The organism is Paraburkholderia sp. ZP32-5, from assembly GCF_021390495.1.
Taxonomy (GTDB): Bacteria; Pseudomonadota; Gammaproteobacteria; order Burkholderiales; family Burkholderiaceae; genus Paraburkholderia.
In genome coordinates, this window is sequence record NZ_JAJEJP010000002.1 from 432,980 (window position 1) to 451,786 (window position 18,807).

Consider the following 18,807-nt stretch of genomic DNA (forward strand, 5'->3'; position numbering starts at 1 on the left):
CACACGCATTCGACAATGCGAGCAGTTCTCATCTGAAAGCAACGGGCAGGCATCAAGTCATCTATAAGATATCTGTCTCAAGACCTTCGGAATTGACCGCAAAGCCTTATCGGGCGGGGCTCGACCCCTTTGGGTGAGTTCTCGGGACCTGTTTGTTTAGCAGCAAATAGTGCCAAAGGCGCATATACTCTCGGTCGTGCCGCAAAACCCGGGGGCCGCGGGTTGCATCGTGTCGTCGTGCAGCGCAGTCGTTGTCGCGCCGCGATTGCACTGGCTCCGCCAACGCTCTGTCTACCACTTCTAGCAAAGCCTCAATCATGTCCACATCGCCGAAGATCATCTACACCCTGACCGACGAAGCGCCCGCACTGGCGACGTACTCGCTGCTGCCGATCGTCAAGGCGTTCACGCGCTCGTCCGACGTGCTCGTTGAAACCCGCGACATTTCGCTCGCCGGCCGGATCATTGCCGTATTTCCGGACTACCTGACCGCGGAACAGAAGGCCTCCGACGATCTGGCGGAGCTGGGTGGACTCACCACGCGCCCGGAAGCGAACATCATCAAGCTGCCGAACATCAGCGCATCGGTGCCGCAGCTGAAGGCCGCGATCGCCGAATTGCGCGACCTCGGCTACAAGCTGCCGTCCTATCCGGACGTCGCGACGACCGACACCGAAAAGGACGTCAAGGCCCGCTACGACAAGATCAAGGGCAGCGCGGTCAACCCGGTGCTGCGCGAAGGCAATTCGGATCGCCGCGCGCCGCTGTCGGTGAAGAACTACGCGCGCAAGCATCCGCACAAGATGGGCGTGTGGAACGCGGACTCGAAGTCGCACGTCGCGCATATGAACAGTGGCGATTTCTACGGCAGCGAGAAGTCGGCGCTGATCGCGCAAGCCGGTAACGTGAAGATCGAACTGATCGCCGCCGACGGCGCGGCAACGGTGCTGAAGGCAAAGACGGCGGTGCAGGCCGGCGAAATCATCGACGCGTCGGTGCTGAGCAAGAAGGCGCTGCGCAGCTTCATCGAAGCGGAAATCGCCGACGCGAAGAAAACCGGCGTGCTGTTCTCGGTGCACCTGAAGGCAACGATGATGAAGGTCTCGGACCCGATCATCTTCGGCCAGGTGGTATCGGTGTTCTATCAGGACGTGCTGGCCAAGCACGCCGACGCGCTCGCGCAAGTCGGCTTCAACCCGAACAACGGTATCGGCGATCTGTACGCGCGTCTGAAGGACCTGCCGGCTGAAACCGCCGCCGCGATCGAAGCCGATATCAAGGCGCAATACGAACAGCGTCCGCCGCTCGCGATGGTCAACTCGGACAAGGGCATCACGAGCCTGCACGTGCCGAGCGACGTGATCGTCGACGCATCGATGCCGGCGATGATCCGCGAGTCGGGCAAGATGTGGGGCGCCGACGGCGCGCTGCACGACGCGAAGGCGCTGATTCCGGACCGTTGCTACGCGGGCGTTTATCAGGCTGCGATCGAAGACTGCAAGAAGAACGGCGCATTCGATCCGGTCACGATGGGCACGGTGCCGAACGTCGGCCTGATGGCGCAAGCGGCCGAGGAATACGGTTCACACGACAAGACGTTCCAGATCGCAACGAACGGCGTGGTCCGCGTGACCGACGAAGCCGGCGCGGTGCTGCTGGAGCAGCCGGTCGAGCAGGGCGACATCTTCCGTATGTGCCAGACCAAAGACGCGCCGATTCGCGACTGGGTCAAGCTCGCGGTCAACCGCGCTCGCGCAACCGGCACGCCGGCCGTGTTCTGGCTCGACTCGGCGCGCGCGCACGACGCGCAGATCCTCAAGAAGGTCGAGCAGTACCTGAAGGACCACGACACGAACGGCCTCGACATCCGCGTGATGGCGCCGGTCGACGCGGCGAAGTTCTCGTTCGAGCGCATCCGCGCGGGCAAGGACACGATTTCGGTGACGGGCAACGTGCTGCGCGACTATCTGACCGACCTGTTCCCGATCATGGAAGTCGGCACGAGCGCGAAGATGCTGTCGATCGTTCCGCTGATGGCCGGTGGCGGCATGTTCGAAACCGGCGCGGGCGGTTCGGCGCCGAAGCACGTGCAGCAGTTGGTCGAGGAAGGCTTCCTGCGCTGGGATTCGCTGGGTGAATTCCTCGCGCTGGCCGCGTCGCTCGAACATCTGGCGGGCATGTATCACAACCCGAAGGCGCAGATTCTGGCCAAGACGCTCGATCAGGCGACCGGCAAGTTCCTCGACAACGACAAGTCGCCGGCGCGCAAGATCGGTGGCATCGACAACCGCGGCAGCCACTTCTACCTCGCGATGTACTGGGCCGAAGCACTGGCCGCGCAAACCGAGGACGCCGCGCTGCAGGCGCAATTCGCGGGTGTTGCGAAGGCGATGGCCGACAACGAGGCGAAGATCGTCGCGGAACTCGGTGCTGCGCAAGGCAAGCCGGTGGATATCGGCGGCTACTACCGTCCGAACGTCGAACTGACCGCCAAGGCAATGCGCCCGAGCGCGACGCTGAACGCGATCGTCGATTCGGTTGCCTGATAGCTCGCGTTGAAGTCGCGACGCACGCGGCTGATGTGGTGAGCATCCTGGCCGCAAATACGACAATGGCGCCTTTTGGGCGCCATTGTCGTTTCTACTTCCCCTTCTTCGTCTACGTGCCCAGCGGTCATACCCGTCCTTATACGTGAACGATTTCCCAGTCGGCGAGCTTCTCCGGAATCTCCAGCGTCGACGTATCGAGTTCGCACAGATGCTCGCAGGTCAGGCCGCGCGCGAGGTCGTCGGCGGCCTGTTGCGGGCTCGAAAACTCACCCAGCGTTTCGTTGCCGTAAGTGGCTTGCCAGCCGTCGTCACCCGGCAGAATGTAGAACGCTCCTTGCGTCGAACCAAAGCGAAAGCCTTTCATTTTTTGTCTCCCAGTTGCCAATAAAAAACCGCGATTCGTGGCGGCTTCGTCGCAATCTGTGGGATCGGAGCGGGCTGTCCCGTTGCGCCCTCTCGAATCCGACTGCGTGAAGCGACTGCTCTTGTGAAAGAGTCTACGTCAGCGCCAGAGCGGGCAAGCGGGCGTCAAATCGTTCTTTTCTATAAAAATTATTGTTTATAAACAATGAATTGCGGTCGTCATTTTGCGATGTGCAACGGAGGGCGACATCGTGAAACGGCTGGTTTGTGCCTCGCACCATGATTTTTTACGACACGCGGAATCGTTTCGTATCGTGAAAATTAGCGGTTGCGCGCGATGCGTGAAAACGATCACTGCGCGGGCACCGCGACCCTACGCCGCGCCACACCCGGCGCTTACAACCACCCAAGCCAGCGCCACCACGTCGCCGCGAACAGCAGCAGCACCAGATACCCGGCGATCGTCAATACGATGCCGACACGCGAGAACTGCCGCGCGGTGAACGTATCGGTGGCGAGGCACACCATGTTTTGCGGCGCGTTGATCGGCAGCAGGAAGCCGAAGCTGACCACATAGCCGAGCAGCATCGTCATGCCGATCCGGCTGAACTCGCCTTGCATCGATTGCAGCACCGCGATCAGGATCGGCAGCATCGCCGAGGTCAGCGCGGTCGCGCTCGCAAAGCCGAGGTGAATCACGATCAGGAACGCGGACAGAATCGCGAACGCGGTGAACGCGCTCGCGTGATCGAGGCCGGTGTGATGCGCGACGAGATCGCCGAGCCATTGGCCGGCGGTGGTCGTCAGCAGCGCGGTGCCGAGGCTGATACCGACGCCGAAGACGATCACCGTGCCCCACGGAATACGGCTTTGCACCGTCTTCCAGTCCATCACGCCGAAGCGCGGCAGCATCAGGATCACGAGACCGACGTAGGTGACCGACGTGGTGTCGAACGGATGCAGCTTGCCTTCCGTCGCCCAGAAAAACAGCAGGCCGATCGCGACGCCGAGCAGGCGCTTCTGCGGCCCGGTCATCGGCCCAAGCTCGCGCAGCGAGCGCGCCACGGCCTCCTTGCCGCCGGCGATCTGATCGGTTTCGGGCGGCAGCATTTTCAACACGATCACCAGCAGCACGGCCGACATCACGATCGCCCACGGCGCGCCGGCGATGAGCCAATCGAGCCATGTGACGCGCGCGCCGAGCATCTTGTCCATGAAGCCGACCGTCAGCAGATTCTGCGCGGCGGCGGTCAGGATGCCGACGTTCCAGATGCTGGTCGCCTGCGCGACCACGATCATGATGCCGGCCGCGATATTCGAGCGCTTATCGACGCCGAACGCCGAGATCACGCCGATCATGATCGGCACGACGCAGGCACTGCGCGCGGTCGCGCTCGGCACCACGAACGACAGCACGATCGTGACCGCGATCGAGCCGATCAGAATGCGCCGCGTGGTCGTGCCGATCAGCGATAGCGTGACGAGCGCGATGCGCTTATCGAGACCGGTGATCGTCATCGCAGCCGAAATGAACAGCGCGCCGGTGACCAGCGCGAGCGCCGAATTCGAAAAGCCGGCGAGCGCCATGCTGATCGCCGCCGACGTGCCGTAGATGACGCCCGGATCCTTGATGGTCGGCGCGGTGCCGATCAGGAACGCGATCAGCGACGTGATGATGATCGCGCTCGCCTCATACGACACGGCCTCGGTCAGCCAGACGACGACCGCGAACGCGAGAATCGCGAGCATTCGGTGCCCGGCGGGCGGCAGCGTGGCGGGGAGCGGCAACAGCAGCACGACGATCAGGGCGGCGACGCTTGCGATCGGACCGATCGGCACGCCGTGTTTGACCGGCGTGGAACCGGTCGAGCCGGCGCCGGATTGAGCTTCGGGTTTCGATGCGCTCATGCTTGTCGCTCCTCGGTGGGAGTGCTGCTCGCCGCGCGGGTCGATCGATGATCGATGTCCGAGTCGGTCGATGCATCGGGCATCGCGCGATGTCACGCGGCGAGCGTCACGGTATCGCAAGGGGATGTCGCAAGCGCTGTTGTATCACGCGGTGGGTTTCGATTTGAACGCAGCGTGCGTGGCGATGTGATGACGTGGTGTGCCGCGAACTGTTGCATATCGCGGCGTTTCGATTTCGTGCGGGGGGAATGCGGGCGTCGGCGGTGTGACGCGTTTGCTCGTGCTAGTTCGACGTTAGGGAGAGTGAGCCTGGAGTTGACGCCACAGCCGTCTTATCGCGAGCGATCCGTTGACCTCAGGCATAGCCGATTCACCGACCGCAAAGCATTCACACGGTCAGCGAACCACGCTCCGCTCAGACGCCCACCTTGGTCAACTCATGCGCGCGGCGCAGCCGTTCGCGGCTGTTGCTCAGATGCATGCGCATCGCGGCGCGCGCATCGTCGGCATCCTGGCGTTCGATCGCGCGATAGATCAACAGGTGCTCGCCGAGCACGTTGCGCAGCACCTCGATCTGGTCGAGTTCGGCGATCTCGGCCGAACCGAGCCGCGTGCGCGGGTGGACGGAGTTGCCGAGCTGGCTCAGCACGTCGAAGAAATAGCGGTTGCCGCTTGCCCGCGCGATCTGCAGATGGAATTCGATGTCATGCGCGAGCGTATCGGTGCTGCCGCGTTCGAGTTCCGACTCGAAGCGCGCGAGCGCCGCGCGGATCTGCTTCAGATGCTGATCGGTGCGCCGCGAAGCCGCGAGCGCGGCGGCGGCGGCTTCGACGTCGATACGGAATTCGATGATCGCCATCACGTCCAGCATGCTGGACAGATCGGCGGCGGGCAACTGCATCGGCTTTTCGGCGGCGGGCGCGAGTACGAACGTGCCGATGCCGTGCCGCGTCTCGACGATATGGGCTGCCTGCAGACGCGAAATCGCCTCGCGAACCACGGAGCGGCTCACGGAAAGCTGCTTCATCATGGCGACTTCGGTGGGAATGCGGTCGCCTGGCCTCAGGGCGCCGCGGCGGATTTCTTCGGAAAGGGTGGCCACCACCTTCTCAGTTAGGCTGCTCATTTTTGTGGCTGATTGACTGATTTCCAGCAAAGTATCGCACAGGACTTTACTTGATACCGCTGTGTTCGGCTGGACGGGCACGGCCGGCTTTTGCGTGTGGGGATGTTGTGCGTTAAGGCGGAAGGCGGCTGACGCCGACGCGCTTTCGATGGTTCATCGGGTGCGCAAGATGCCTGGGCGAGTCGGTGGAAGAGTGATGGCTGGCACTCGGCGGTGGTGATTAAATTAAAGACATCAGACGTCTTAGTTCGGTCGTATTGGCATGTTCCAACGTTGTAATGACCGTGGATTAGCCCGATTTTGCCCGATAAACATCATGTTTATAGGGTAAACGCTGTGCTTTACCTGGCAAATGGATCAAGGTAGACTGTCATCGGACAACATATCTTGTGTTCGCAGAATCATACGCGCTGCCCGGATGCGCACGCGCCTCCCGGAGGCTTGCACCGGCCGGCTTACTTCATGCACCAGGTGCTCTTCCCATGTCCACGAAACCTACCGAATCGAACGCCACGCCGGTCGTCACCGAACTGCGCGTCGTGCCCGTCGCCGGCCGCGACAGCATGCTGCTGAACCTGAGCGGCGCGCACGGCCCGTTCTTCACGCGCAACGTCGTGATCCTGCGCGACAGCGCCGGCAACACCGGCATCGGCGAAGTGCCGGGCGGCGAGAACATCCGCAAGACCATCGACGATGCGCGGCCGTTCGTCGTCGGTCAATCGATCGGCAACCTGCAGGCGATTCTGAACAAGGTGCGCACGCAATTCGCCGATCGCGACGCGGGTGGGCGCGGCCTGCAAACCTTCGATCTGCGCACGACGATTCACGCGGTCACCGCGCTCGAAGCAGCGCTGCTCGACCTGCTCGGCCAGCACCTCGGCGTGCCGGTCGCGGCGCTGCTCGGCGAAGGGCAGCAACGCGACGAAGTGGAAATGCTCGGCTATCTGTTCTATATCGGCGATCGCAACAAGACCGACCTGCCGTACGCAAGCGGCGCCGATGGCCGCGACGCCTGGGAGCGCGTGCGCACCGAACAAGCGCTGACGCCCGAGGCGGTCGTGCGTCTCGCCGAAGCCGCGCAGGCGCGCTATGGCTTCAACGACTTCAAGCTGAAGGGCGGCGTGCTGGCCGGCGATGCCGAAATTGAAGCGGTCACTGCACTCGCTGAGCGCTTTCCCGACGCGCGCGTGACGCTCGATCCGAACGGCGCATGGTCGCTTGCCGAAGCGGTGCGCCTGTGCCGCGATCAGCACGACGTGCTGGCCTACGCGGAAGATCCGTGCGGCGCGGAAAACGGCTATTCGGGCCGCGAAGTGATGGCCGAATTCCGTCGCGCAACCGGCCTGCCGACGGCGACCAACATGATCGCGACCGACTGGCGCCAGATGGGTCACGCAATCCAGTTGCAATCGGTCGACATTCCGCTGGCCGATCCGCATTTCTGGACCATGCAGGGCTCGGTGCGCGTCGCGCAGATGTGCAACGACTGGGGCCTGACGTGGGGCTCGCATTCGAACAATCACTTCGATATTTCGCTCGCGATGTTCACGCACGTCGCGGCCGCCGCGCCGGGCAAGATCACCGCGATCGACACGCACTGGATCTGGCAGGACGGTCAGTTCCTGACGCAGGATCCGTTGCAGATCGTCGGCGGCAAGGTGAAGGTGCCGCAGAAGCCGGGTCTCGGTATCGAACTGGATATGGACGCGCTCGAAAAGGCGCATGCGCTGTATCAGCAGCACGGCCTCGGCGCGCGTGACGATGGCGTGGCGATGCAGTATCTGATTCCGAACTGGAAGTTCGATAACAAGCGTCCGTGCCTGGTGCGCTGATATCGCTACTGTTGGGCGAGATGTTAAAAGGCGGCTGCACGGATAAGCGTGCAGCCGCCTTTTCTTATGGTCCCAACTAACCGGGCAGGGGCAGCTAAGCCTGCCACCCTCAGCTCACGCCGCCACCACCCTCCGCTCAACCGCGCCGAAACACCACGTGTGAAATCCGCTGCACCAGCAGCGCGGCCGCGAGCGATGCCACCGCCGTCAGCCACACGCCGATATGAATCGACTGCACCAGCGCATCGCGCGCGGTGTCGAGCAGTGCGAGCGTGTTGAGCCCCGACGATTTCATATCCGCGATCAGTTGCAGGCGCGAAGTGTCGTCGATCAGGATGCGCAGATCGACGAAACGCGGCCGCCATTGCGACGCGGCGGGCTCGCCGAGCACGCTCATCGTGCGCGTGACGACATCGCGATAGTGATGCGACACGACCGTCGCGACGATACTCGTACCGAGCATGCCGCCCACCATCCGCGTGGATTGCAGCAGCGCGGTCGTGATGCCGAAGCGCTCGCGCCCGGCGATCTCCTGCGCGAACACGTTCAGATTGTTCAGGATGAAACCGAGGCCGATGCCGACCGCGCCCATCGGCACGACGATGCGCAGCCGCGGCGTATCGGGATTGGCGAACGCAAGCGCGATCGATGCGAACATCAACAGCGCGAAACCGATCGACAGAATCCGCGTGGGCTTTTTCATGTGAATCACGATGCGCGTATTCAGCAGACTGCCGAGCGCGATGCACGCGGCGATCGGCGTCGCGAGCAGGCCGGCCTGTTGCGGCGACAGGCCGAAGCCGCCTTGCAGCAGCAGCGGCGCGAAGAAGATCAGCGAGAACATCACGAAGCCCGACAGCATGCCGAGCGTAAATAGCGTGACGAGCTGCGGGTCCTTGAACAGGTCGAGCGGAACGATCGGATGGGTTGCGCGCTTTTCGCAGATCAGCAGCGCGACCGCGCCGACGATCACGCATACGCCGAGCACGAGATTGCCCGGTGTGAGGCCGTGTTTCGGCACTGCCTCGATAAACGCCTGCAAGCCGCCGAGCACGGCCGCGACCAGCGCAGCGCCGAGCCAGTCGATCTTTACCTCGCCTTCCTGCGGCCGCCGGAAAGTGGGCAGATGCATCCAGATGAAATAGAGCGCCGCCGCGCCGACCGGCAGGTTCACCAGAAACGTGGAGCGCCAGCCGAGGTGTTCGCTCATCCAGCCCCCGAGCGACGGGCCGGCCGCGGTGCCGATGCCGTACGCGGCAGCCAGCACCACCTGCCAGCGCACGCGCGTGCGCGCATCGGGGAACAGGTCAGGGATCGACGCGAACGCGGTGCCGACCATCATGCCGCCGCCGACGCCTTGCAGACCGCGCGCGATCGCGAGGAACAGCATGTTGGGGGCGAGCCCGCACAGCACCGACGCGGCCGTGAACGTGATCACCGCGGCGATCACGAAGCGCTTGCGGCCGAAGTAGTCGCCGAGCCGCCCGAACACCGGCACCGTGACAACCGACGCGAGCAGGTACGCGCTCGCGATCCACGCGAAATATTCGAAGCCGTGCAGTTCGGCGACGATCGACGGCAGCGCGGTACTGACGACGGTCTGGTCCAGCGCGACCAGCATATTGACGAGGCCGATGCCGAGCATCGCGAGCAGCGCGTTACGGAACGGCAGCGTGGGGGCGGGGGTGGGATCGGCTGGGGCGGCGTCTGTAGTAGCGGAGGTGGCGGTCGAATTCACGGAGGCGGGCAGAAGGCGGTTCAGGGTGGGCGCGGCGGGCGGGTCGCGAAGCAGGTTTCCGGCAATTCTACGGAAGTTGTCTGACGTCTTCGAGGATTATACGGGTTTTCCCTTATCAAAATTATTCGTCGCGTGGAAAACATGCGGGGCGAAAGCAGGAGAGGCAGGCGGTACGGTTCGTGCAACCCGGGAAAGCGCGCGCCTGTTCACGCAATCGAACGTGGTAAGTTTTGTCGCGCGACAACCCGATCGAAGTGCCAGCGGAGGACCTCACCCTGCGCCACGCTCCGGCTTCCTGTTCGACGACCCGCCAGATCTCTGGGACTTCATCCCCTGAACGAATGGCGACCAGCTCTTGGCGTACGTTTGCGTGCGCACGCATCGGCATGAGCGTCGGCCTGAGCCTCGCCGGCGCCGCCGCTACGTTGCTGCTGTGTTCGCAGCCGGCCGCCGCCGCCGAAATCAACGCCGGCTTCGTGTCGCTCTACGGCGTGCTGGACACCAGCCTCGAAATCACCGACTCTGGCTCCGGCTGGACCCCGCGACTCGACTCGGGCGCGTTTCGCGGCTCGCGTGTCGGGCTGCATGGCGCGGAGCCGATCGGCGGTGGCACCGCGATCGTGTTTACGCTTGAAAACGGCTTCAGCTCGGTCGACGGCTCGTTGCAGGTGCCTGGCTCGATCTTCAATCGCCAGGCGTGGATCGGCGCAAGCGGTCCGTGGGGTGAAGTGCGGGCCGGCCGCCAGTACTCGCCGATCTATATCCCGTTCAAGGGCGATCTCGACGCATTCGGCGCCGGCACGATCGCCTCGGGGCTCAACAACCTGTCGAAGATCACGCCGTATGCGAGCAACGCGGTGGCGTATCTGTCGCCGCGAGTCGCGGGCTTCAGCGCCACGCTGATGCTGGCGACCCGCGATCCGTCGGAGGACGACGGCAACGGCATCGACGGCTACTACGTGACCGCGTCCTATCGGCTCGATGAACTGCATCTGCTGTACGCGCGTCAGCAGACGCATGGCGCCGGCGCGCTGCGCGCGAATCTCGGCGGCGCGAGCTACGGCTTCGGCAAGCTGCGCGTGTGGCTGTCGTTTTTCAACGGCGATGGCGGCTCACCGGTCTATCACGGCGCGGGTGGAGCGCTGTCCGCGCAGTACAGCGTGTCGGCGAACGCACGGGCGTCGCTCGGCTATGCACACGTGCGCGACTACACGACGCCCGGCGGTAACGCCGATCAGTTCAGCGCCGCGTTCGAATACGACGTATCGCGCACGCTGCAGCTGTACTTCAGCGCTGCCTATCTCGCCAATCACGACGACTCGAGCTTTACGCTGCGCGGCGTCAACGTGACCGGACTGCCGGTCGCCTATCCGGGCGCGCCGGTCGCGGGCGTGCAATTCGGCGTATTGGAGCGGTTCTAGCGCGCATGCCGATATTTATCGGACAGCAGGAATCGCAATGATCGAATAATCGGATAAGACCATTTAAATGATCGCGGACTATAGCGCGGCATGTTGCAATATTATTTTGAGATGTGACATATGTATTTTTGAGACAACGCTTGTTTGACAAAAAACTGTCAGGGGCTTGCATCCGTGCAAGGTCGGGGAATAAAAAAAAGGCCGACACAATGTGCCGGCCTAAAGATTCTGGCGTCCGAGGGTTTTGTTTGCCAGAACCTGAGAGACATTTGCCGCAAGCCCGTGCTGGGCGGGGCAATCAGGGATTTCGAGCTGAGCGCCGCAACGCGCGGATAATCACGCTGCGGCTTCGAGGCACTGCGGCCCATCAGCTTGCGACGCACAGCCTGTTCGGCCGAGGGTCGCTAACGGTCGGGGATTTTAAACCAAAAAGCATCACGCTGAGCAAAGTTTTTAAAATCAAATTTTTCGCCCAGCATAACGTCTGATTAATATCGGAAAATTCTTATGAGTTCCTGATGTCGCTTATTTTAAATAATCGTGAAAATTGGGCGGCGTGTTGCCGGGCGCACGAACTGGTTGAACGTGAATCGCGAGCAAATCGCGACGGCGTCTGATCGCGAGTCCGACAGCACAGAACACCGGATACTGGCGCTATGCTTGTGCCTTCGTCTACTCGAGGAGCCACCCATGACACAACCCGCAGGTTCGATGATCACCTTCAGCCGTCCCGATGGCCAGCAGCTCCAGGGCTATCTCGCGAAGCCGGCCAACGCCGACGGCGCGCCCGCCATTGTCGTGATCCAGGAGTGGTGGGGCTTGAACGACCAGATTCGCGGCGTCGCTGACCGGCTCGCGCTGGCCGGCTATACCGCGCTGGTGCCCGATCTCTATCGCGGCAAGTCGACGGTCGAAAAGGAAGAAGCGCATCACCTGATGAGCGGCCTCGATTTCGGCGATGCCGCCACGCAGGACGTGCGCGGCGCGGTGCAGTATCTGAAGCAGCATACGGAGAAGGTCGCCGTGACCGGCTTTTGCATGGGCGGCGCGCTGACGCTGCTGGCGCTGTGCAACGTGCCTGAGGTATCGGCTGGCGTGGTCTGGTATGGCTTTCCTCCGCTCGACTATATCGACGCATCGAAAATCAACGTGCCGGTGCTGGGCCACTGGGCGTTGCAGGATGAGTTCTTCGCCGCGGAAACCGTCGATGCGCTCGAAAAGAAACTGACCGACGCGAAGGTCGATATCGAGTTTCATCGCTATCTGGCACACCATGCGTTCGCGAACGAAACGGCCGTGGGCTCGGGCCGCATCGCGCAGACGCAATACGATCCGGTGTGGGCGCAGCAGGCGTGGGACCGCACGCTGACGTTCTTCGGCCGCACGATGTGGAAGTGATGGGTGGATAGAGGAAGTGGGCCGCGGTCCGCTTCCAGTTGGAGCGTCGCGATTCAATTCGGCGTTCCGCAAACCGGCCGCGCGATGTCGAAGCGCGGCCGGCTTTTTTATAGGCGACGACGCTACGGTGCAGAAGTTTTGCGCATCCGCGGCTATGATTCGCAAAATACGAACCCCGGCGGAGGCCCATCTTGACGACCGATCCGGCGACTGGCCGCGCGGCCTCCGAGGCGACGCCGGCCTGCATCCACAGCTACTTCGATACCAGCCGCGAAGCGCCGCGTGCGCAACTGCCCGCCTGGCGCGAGCGCATCGGCCATTTTCTCGACGTGCCGATTTCGCGCGCACAACTGGCCAGCGGTTTTAGCGGCAGCATCGACAGCTATCGCGTAGGCGGCATGGCCTTCATGGATTGCCGTACCGATCCGTTTTCGCAGAGCCGGCCGGTCGCGCGCATTTCGACCGACAGCGTGCGCCAGTTCGTGTTTCACGTGGCCGTGGAAGGTGCGATCGAAACCGTCACGGGTCTTTATCCGACGCGCAACGCGCTGCAAACACGGCCCGGCATTCTGGCGCTCGATATGAACCAGCCGATGCGGATGACGCGCGGTCCGTGCCGCGTGCTCGCGCTGTTCCTGCCGCGCGAGCTTGTCGAGTCGGTATTGCCGGAAGCGGAGTCGATTCATGGCAGCGTGATCGAATATCAATCGCCGCTGGGTCGCCTGATTCCCGCGCATCTCGCTCAACTGTGCCGCAAGCTGCCTACGATGAGCGCGGCCGAAGCGCGCGAAACGCTGGAGACCTGCGGCCTGCTGATCGCCGCGGCTTTCGGCAGGCAGGCAGGCCTGACCGGCAATGCACGCGCGGCGGTTCGCACCGCGAGGTTCGCGACCGCGCGCCGCTATATCGATGCGCATCTCGGCCAGCTGGATCTGACGGTCGAGCGTGTGCTGGCGGTCTCGCAACTGTCGCGGCCCACGCTGTATCGACTGTTCGAGCCGGAGGGCGGGCTCGCCGCGTATATTCGCAACCGGCGGCTGCGTGAAGCGGCCGACGAGTTGCAGCGCTATCCGCAGCGACCGGTCATCGAAGTCGCGTATGGCTGGGGCTTCAATAGCGCGTCGGATTTCAATCGCGCGTTTCGGCGCGCTTACGACATGTCGCCCGGCGATTTTCGCGCGGCGGCGTCGGCAATCAATCGAAGGAGATAACAACGTGGTGAAGATCGATCCGAACCGTCTGATGGCCGACCTCAAACGGCTGCGCAGCTTTGGCGCGACCGGTCCTGGCGTGGTTCGGCTGTCGCTGTCGCCGGTGGATCTGGCGGCGCGCGAATGGCTGGTCGGACGGATGACGGAAGCGGGGCTCGACGCGCGCATCGACGGCGTGGGCACCGTGTTCGGCCGTTCGCGCAACAGCGGCCCGGCGCTCGTGATCGGCTCGCATACCGACACGCAGCCGACCGGCGGCTGGCTCGACGGCGCGATGGGCGTGATGTACGGCCTTGAGATCGCGCGCGCGCTCGCGGAAAACGACGCGACGCGTCACCTCGCGGTGGACGTCGCTTCGTGGATCGACGAGGAGGGCACGTTCTCGGGCTTTCTCGGCAGCCGCAGCTTCATCGGCGAGCCGGTCGACGAATCGATTCGCGGCGCGAGCAACCGGCAGGGTGAGCGCCTCGAAGACGTGCTGAAGGCAGCGGGACTCGCGGAGCGTCCGCGCGTGCGTTTTGAAGCGGGGCGGCAGGTCGCGTATCTGGAGCCGCATATCGAGCAGGGCGGGCGGCTCGAAGCGATCGGCAAGTCGATAGGCGTGGTGACGACGATCGTCGGCTTGCGCGATGTGCGCGTGCGTTTTAGCGGTCAGCGCAATCACGCGGGCACGACGCCGATGGCGATCCGCCGCGATGCTGGCGCCGCGCTGGTCGCGTTCATCACGCGGATGAACGATGCATTCAAGCCGCTCGTCGATGCCGATACCGTGTGGACCGTCGGCCGCATCGATCTGGAGCCCGGCTCGATGAGCGTCGTGCCGGGGACGGCCGACATGTACCTGCAATTCCGCGACGCGAACGCCGCGCGGCTCGATGCGATGGAACAGGCGCTGGTCGATCTGGCGCGCGGCTTCAATGCGCAAAACGCGGTGGGTGTCGAATTGCAGACGCTCGACGATCCGGTCGAACCTGTCAGCATGAATACGACGCTCGCCGAACATATCGCGCGAGCCGCCGATGCGCTCGCGCCGGGGCAGTGGCTGCGCATGCCGAGCGGTGCCGCGCATGACGCGCAGTTGATCGCGCGTTGCATGCCGGCCTGCATGATGTTCGTGCCGAGTATCGGCGGCGTGAGCCACGACTTTATCGAGGACACGGCCGACGAGCATATCGTGCTCGGCTGTCAGATCGCCGCCAATGCGGCCGCTTCGATTCTGCTGGAAGCGTCGGCGCAGCATTCGTGATTCGACGCGGGCGCGGGTGGCGCGGTTGATCGACCGCGTTGCCCGCGCCGCGAGATGAATGAAGCCGAGTGAAGCCGAGTGAAGCATTACCGTGCCTCGCCTGCTTTCTTCACCTTATTTCCACTTCTGGCCGAGCCCGTCGAGGCCCGCCTTCATCAGATCTTCGGGCAGCATCGCGATGCGCAGTTCGCAGTTGGCGTTCAGTTTCAGGAACCACGGCTCGGCGAGTGCGGGAATCGCGGACGCGTCGTCGATATGGACGACCATCACCGCGCCGCGTTTGCCCTGCTGTTCGGTGAAGTAGACGCTTTCCGGCTTCGCGTCATCGAGTATCTTCGCCATCAGCTCGCCGATCGTGCCTTCGCGCACCAGCGTGTTGAAGGGTTCGTTCGGTATTTGTATGTTGAGAAGCATGCGCATGTCATCCTCCTGATCGATGCCGAACCGGCATCTTAAGAATAGATGTTGGATGCGCTGGCCGATGGCGCTGATCGCGGACGATTCATCGGCAATTGCGGCCGGTGGCGGTGCGCGCGTTGCGTGAGGTGCGTGTTGCGTCGCGAGGGGTACGACAAGGGTTTTGTCGGCATGGGTGAACGGTCTCTATCGGGCGGTCCTGGCCGCCCGTCCGTTCGCAATGCCTTCGTTCACGTTCAGTTGCCGAATAGCGACGCCTGTGTGCCGCGGCTCGGCAGCGCGCGTGTCGATTTTGTTGCCGGTGTGTCGGCTTTGACTGCGGGGGTGGCCTGCCGCGGCTGCTCCTGCACCTGCGCTCCATCCGCCGCCGCTTCGAGCGAAGTCTGCCCCGCCTCCAGCGAAAGCAGCAGCATCTTGTTCGCGAGTCCGCCGGCAAACCCGGTCAGCTCGCCCGACGCGCCGATCACGCGATGACACGGCGCGATAATCGAAATCGGATTCCGGCCGTTGGCGGCGCCGACCGCGCGCACCGCGCTGACATTGCCGACCTGCTGCGCAATCTCCGTGTAGCTGCGAGTCTGGCCGAACGGAATCGTCAGCAGCGCGTGCCAGACTTTCTTCTGAAACTCGGTGCCCTGAAACTTAAGCGGCAGATCGAAAGCTTGCCGCGTGCCGGCGAAATACTCGCGTAATTGCCGCTCGGTTTCGACGAGTACCGCAAGCTCGTTCGCTTCGGTCATCTCGCCGAGGCGGACGCGGTTTGGCCGGTCGTGTTCCCACAGAATCGCGGCGAGGCATTCGCCGTCGGCGACGAGTTTCAATTGGCCGACGGGCGAATCGATCAACTTGTATGTGTACGGCACTTTGCTTGACTCCTGACGGGATTCGGACGCGCAAATCGCGAGGGGGGCGCGAACCGGCGCGAAAGACCACACGAATGCGGCGCCAGTATTCGATAGTGTGGCGCTCGCGCTGTCTGAACGCGCTCCAGATATTGCGGTCTTATTCGCATTCGACAAGACGGTGTCGAACGCAACAATCCTGTCACTGTACCGCAGACAGTGCGCGACTCAGTAGAATCGATAGCTTCGGTATCACGCACGACGCTGCCCGAACCTCTCTCCACGACTGTGACTACGACTTTAGAACAACTTCGCGCCGGCCAACTGGCCGGCGCGCGCGAGCTCAAGCTGGCGTGCGGATTGAAAGAGCTTCCACGCGAGGTCTTCGGTCTCGCCGATACGCTCGAAGTGCTCGACCTGTCTAACAACGCGCTATCGACGTTGCCCGACGATCTGCCACGCCTGCGCAAACTGCGCATCCTGTTCGCGTCGAACAACCCGTTCACCGAACTGCCCGAAGTGCTCGGCGACTGCGCGCAATTGAGCATGATCGGCTTCAAGGCGAATCGCATTCGCGAAGTGCCGGCTGCCGCGTTGCCGCCGTCATTACGCTGGCTGATCCTGACCGACAATGAAGTCGAACGCATGCCCGCCGAGCTGGGGCGTTGCACGCAACTGCAGAAGCTGATGCTGGCCGGCAACCGGCTCGCCGCGTTGCCCGAGGAGTTGGCTGCCTGCACGCGGCTCGAACTGCTGCGGCTCGCGGCGAACCGTTTCGATGCGCTGCCGCGCTGGCTGCTGCGTCTGCCGCGCCTCACATGGCTCGCGTATGCGGGCAATCCATTCGGCGCCGCGCTGGAAGCCGCCGCGTTGAGCGATACGCCGATTCGCGCGATCGGCTGGGACGCGCTGAAGCTCGAACAACCGTTGGGCGAAGGCGCGTCGGGTGTGATCTATCGCGCGATGCTGCGTGACGATTGCAACGGCGGCGACGAACGCGCGGTGGCCGTCAAGCTGTTCAAGGGCGCGGTGACCAGCGACGGTCTGCCCGACTGCGAAATGGCCGCTTGCATTCGCGGCGGCGACCATGCGAACCTGATCCCCGTGCTGGGCAAGGTGATCGATCATCCGGCGGGCACGCATGGGTTGGTGATGGAGCTGATCGATCCGCGTTTCGGTAATCTCGCCGGTCCGCCTAGTCTCGCATCATGTACACGCGATATCTACAGCGACGGTTTGCGTTTCGATCTCGCCACCGTGCTGGCAATAGCGAGCGGTATCGCGAACGTCGCGAGCCATTTGCATCGGCGCGGTGTCATGCATGGCGATCTGTATGCGCACAATATCCTGCACGGCGGCGCGGGCCAGGCGCTGCTCGGCGATTTCGGCGCCGCGTCGTTTTATGATGCTGGCGATCGCGAACTTGGCGCCGCGTTGCAGCGGCTCGAAGTAAGGGCATATGGCTGTCTGCTCGAAGAACTGCTCGAGCGTTGCGATGCGCTCGATACGCCCGATACGCCCGATACGAAATCGCAAATCGCCGCCGGACTCGTCGCGTTGAAAGCGCGTTGCCTGAGCGAAGCAATCGATAACCGGCCGCTATTCGACGAAATCGCGGCCAGCCTCGCGGTGTGGAAGGAGCAACGATGAGCGTGCAACATTTTTCCTGTGACCGGGCGCAGTCCGGGCGATTCGCGGTGGCGCACGGCGTTGCGTTCGAGCAGCCCGTGAGCGTAGGAGGTCGCCCATGACGCGGAACCTGCGCCGCCGCGTGCTGTTCGCGAGTGCATTGAGCGCCACGGGTCTTGCCGGTCTTTCGCTGTTCACGGGCAACACGCAAGCCGAAGTGCTGCCCGGCACGCAGTTGAAAATCGCGCTCGTGCTGAAGGCGACCACCGATCCGTTCACGGTTTCGATGCTCGATGCCGCTCGCAATTACCAGCAGCACTTCGCGTCGCAATTCAGCCTGACGACTCGCATCACGACCAAGCAGACCGACACCGCCACGCAGATTCGCATGGTCGACGAGATGATCAAGGCGAAGATGAATGCCATCGTGATCGCGCCGACCGATTCGAAGGCGCTGATACCGGTCATCGCGCGAGGTATCAAGGCCGGCATCATCATGATCGCGATCGACAGTCCGCTCGACGCGGCGGCGCAGGACGCCGCCGGCATTTCGGTGCCGTTCGTCGGACCGAACAATCGCAAGGGGGCGAGGCAGGTCGGCGATTATCTGGCCGCGCGGCTGAAGCCCGGCGATCAGGTGGGGATCATCGAAGGTAATTCGGCAAGCGGTAATGCGCAGGAGCGCACGGCCGGCAGCCGCGACGCGATGGAAGCGGTGAACGTGCAGGTCGTCGCGGTCGCGTCGGGCAACTGGGATTACGGCAAGGGCCGCGACGCCGCCGCGAAAATGCTCGCCGACCATCCCAAAGTGCGCGCGCTGCTATGCGGCAACGACAACATGGCGATGGGCGCGGTCGATGCAATCCGCGACGCGGGCAAAGGCGGCAGTGTGTACGTGACCGGCTACAACGCGATCGACGCGATCAAGCCGCTGCTTGCCGACGGCAGCGTGCTGGCAACGATGAATCAGTTCCCCGACCGGCAGGCGGTGTTCGGTATCGACGTTGCGTTGAAGGCGGTGACCGAGCAGCGCAAGCAGCAGGAATTGTCGAAGGTGATCGAGACGCCGCTGCAACTGGTGACTGGCGCGAAGCGTTGAAGTGAAGCGTTGAGGCGGAACATTGAAG

14 protein-coding genes are annotated in these 18,807 nt (G+C 63.3%); 8 read left to right on the forward strand and 6 right to left on the reverse strand.

The features are described 5' to 3' along the window. Positions 1-317 precede the first annotated feature (317 nt). Entirely contained in the window at positions 318-2,546 is a 2,229-nt protein-coding gene (locus L0U82_RS20830) for an NADP-dependent isocitrate dehydrogenase (RefSeq protein WP_233834080.1), read from the forward strand. A gap of 139 nt (positions 2,547-2,685) precedes the next feature. Here the strand turns inward: L0U82_RS20830 and L0U82_RS20835 are convergent, their stop codons facing one another. From L0U82_RS20835 to L0U82_RS20845, 3 genes are all read right to left on the reverse strand, one after another. After that, positions 2,686-2,913: a hypothetical protein gene (locus L0U82_RS20835; protein WP_233834082.1), complete on the reverse strand. Its 228-nt coding sequence runs from the start codon at positions 2,911-2,913 to the stop codon at positions 2,686-2,688. Positions 2,914-3,308: 395 nt separating this feature from the next. Then, positions 3,309-4,820 (reverse strand): DASS family sodium-coupled anion symporter, encoded by a 1,512-nt coding sequence (locus tag L0U82_RS20840; protein WP_233834084.1) that lies wholly within the window; start codon positions 4,818-4,820, stop codon positions 3,309-3,311. A 415-nt stretch (positions 4,821-5,235) separates the two neighbouring features. After that, positions 5,236-5,946, reverse strand: coding sequence for a FadR/GntR family transcriptional regulator (locus L0U82_RS20845; RefSeq protein ID WP_233834086.1), 711 nt, complete (start codon positions 5,944-5,946; stop codon positions 5,236-5,238). Positions 5,947-6,428: 482 nt separating this feature from the next. Between L0U82_RS20845 and gudD the strand changes: the two genes are divergently transcribed. Further along, positions 6,429-7,778, forward strand: a complete 1,350-nt coding sequence (gudD, locus tag L0U82_RS20850; protein WP_233834088.1) for a glucarate dehydratase — start codon at positions 6,429-6,431, stop codon at positions 7,776-7,778. Between the two features lie 136 nt (positions 7,779-7,914). On the opposite strand, the gene L0U82_RS20855 is transcribed toward gudD, so the two are convergent. Then, positions 7,915-9,423, reverse strand: a complete 1,509-nt coding sequence (locus tag L0U82_RS20855; protein WP_233837435.1) for an MFS transporter — start codon at positions 9,421-9,423, stop codon at positions 7,915-7,917. A 479-nt stretch (positions 9,424-9,902) separates the two neighbouring features. On the opposite strand from L0U82_RS20855, the gene L0U82_RS20860 reads away from it, so the two are divergent. The 4 genes from L0U82_RS20860 to L0U82_RS20875 all read left to right on the forward strand — a co-directional run bounded on the left by L0U82_RS20860 (position 9,903) and on the right by L0U82_RS20875 (position 14,792). Next, positions 9,903-10,937, forward strand: a complete 1,035-nt coding sequence (locus tag L0U82_RS20860; protein ID WP_233837436.1) for a porin — start codon at positions 9,903-9,905, stop codon at positions 10,935-10,937. Positions 10,938-11,627: 690 nt separating this feature from the next. After that, positions 11,628-12,335 (forward strand): dienelactone hydrolase family protein, encoded by a 708-nt coding sequence (locus L0U82_RS20865; protein ID WP_233834089.1) that lies wholly within the window; start codon positions 11,628-11,630, stop codon positions 12,333-12,335. 191 nt (positions 12,336-12,526) lie between these two features. Then, positions 12,527-13,546 (forward strand): helix-turn-helix domain-containing protein, encoded by a 1,020-nt coding sequence (locus L0U82_RS20870; protein WP_233834091.1) that lies wholly within the window; start codon positions 12,527-12,529, stop codon positions 13,544-13,546. A gap of 4 nt (positions 13,547-13,550) precedes the next feature. After that, entirely contained in the window at positions 13,551-14,792 is a 1,242-nt protein-coding gene (locus L0U82_RS20875; RefSeq protein WP_233834093.1) for a Zn-dependent hydrolase, read from the forward strand. A gap of 114 nt (positions 14,793-14,906) precedes the next feature. On the opposite strand, the gene L0U82_RS20880 is transcribed toward L0U82_RS20875, so the two are convergent. Together L0U82_RS20880 and L0U82_RS20885 are read right to left on the reverse strand one after the other, a co-directional pair. Beyond that, positions 14,907-15,212: a panthothenate synthetase gene (locus tag L0U82_RS20880; protein ID WP_233834095.1), complete on the reverse strand. Its 306-nt coding sequence runs from the start codon at positions 15,210-15,212 to the stop codon at positions 14,907-14,909. A gap of 233 nt (positions 15,213-15,445) precedes the next feature. After that, positions 15,446-16,072, reverse strand: a complete 627-nt coding sequence (locus L0U82_RS20885; protein WP_233834097.1) for a methylated-DNA--[protein]-cysteine S-methyltransferase — start codon at positions 16,070-16,072, stop codon at positions 15,446-15,448. Between the two features lie 267 nt (positions 16,073-16,339). On the opposite strand from L0U82_RS20885, the gene L0U82_RS20890 reads away from it, so the two are divergent. Further along, positions 16,340-17,701: a leucine-rich repeat-containing protein kinase family protein gene (locus tag L0U82_RS20890; RefSeq protein WP_233834099.1), complete on the forward strand. Its 1,362-nt coding sequence runs from the start codon at positions 16,340-16,342 to the stop codon at positions 17,699-17,701. 97 nt (positions 17,702-17,798) lie between these two features. Then, positions 17,799-18,779 carry a substrate-binding domain-containing protein gene (locus L0U82_RS20895; RefSeq protein ID WP_233834101.1) on the forward strand — a complete coding sequence of 327 codons (981 nt, stop codon included), beginning with the start codon at positions 17,799-17,801 and terminating at the stop codon, positions 18,777-18,779. The last annotated feature ends 28 nt before the right edge of the window (positions 18,780-18,807 follow it).